The following is a 1,091-nucleotide window of genomic DNA, read 5'->3' as shown; positions in this document are numbered from 1 at the left end:
TAGTGATTGTAGTTGTATCAGCGGGATCCGCCTTAAACGTTGAAGCTGAAACAGGTGTACCTGTATTTATAGTAGCATCAGAAGCGCCCACGTTTTTATCAAATACGCCAACACTAAACTCAGAACCTGTAGAAGTACCATGATCTGTCCCGTAATAATAATTATACAGGGCATTAGTAATCAATCCCTCTCTTTGCGTTGCTGAGCTACCTGCATTTGCCAAATTTGTTACTTTTACAGGAATCTTAATATGAGTGGTTCCCGGTTGTAACATAACTTGGCTAAACATAATGCCCGTTACTTTATTTTGATCTGCAATCGAATATTGAGCTGAGACTGGTTTGTAATCAACACTAGTCGCACCAACAGTTGCCTCTGTGACCGTCACTCCAGAATTGTTCGGAAGGGTATCCCACTGTGGGTCACCACCGAGAGCTTTAGCTGATAGCAACTGGTCATTACTTGTACTTTTACCAATCGTTAATACTGGACCATCTGTAGAATTACCAGCAAACTTTATTGCATAAGAAATCTTTATCGGTTGTTCTGTTGGATTAGTCAAATCGGCATTAATTAAAAGGTCTTTAGTGTTTTTTGAAATATCAACTGCTGCCCTATCTTTCTTTTCTGGATCTACCGACAGTTGATTAACTAACCCATAAAGACTTTTTTCTTTGCCATCAGGAGTTGATAGATAAAAGTACTGTGAAATTCTTGGTACTTTAGAATCGGACTCCCATGGCGTAGAAATTGGAGTTGTTCCTCCCCGTCTGCTTGTAATACTACTATTAACTACATCAGCCTTGGCAACAATTCCAGTATTTAACTGGTTTCCAATAAAATGACTGTTTTGTACACCAATGGCGACAGCTAAACCAAGCGAAGTCAGTAACGTCACCAACACGATTCGTGATTTCTTCATAAGTATCCCCCTAGTAATTTAAAAAATTGTAATTTTATTACATGCCACCTTTATAAAAATCACCATGTAATAAATGAATATGCCTTAATTATAACTTTAAAGTACTTATATATCAACCCGGTGTTCGTTTTGCTTATTTTAGATTCTTCCGTCTACTTAATTTAATTCT

Annotated in this window: 1 protein-coding gene; it reads right to left on the bottom strand. The window is 37.5% G+C overall.

The features are described from left to right. The coding region (locus HMPREF0519_RS13845; protein WP_003634829.1) for a hypothetical protein at positions 1-922 on the bottom strand (922 nt) is incomplete at its 3' end. Positions 923-1,091 lie beyond the last annotated feature (169 nt).

Origin of the sequence: Lentilactobacillus hilgardii DSM 20176 = ATCC 8290 (assembly GCF_000159315.1) — a bacterium.
GTDB classification, from domain to species: Bacteria; Bacillota; Bacilli; order Lactobacillales; family Lactobacillaceae; genus Lentilactobacillus; species Lentilactobacillus hilgardii.
Note: the sequence above shows the minus strand (reverse complement) of the source record. Positions and strands in the feature narration are given on the sequence as shown.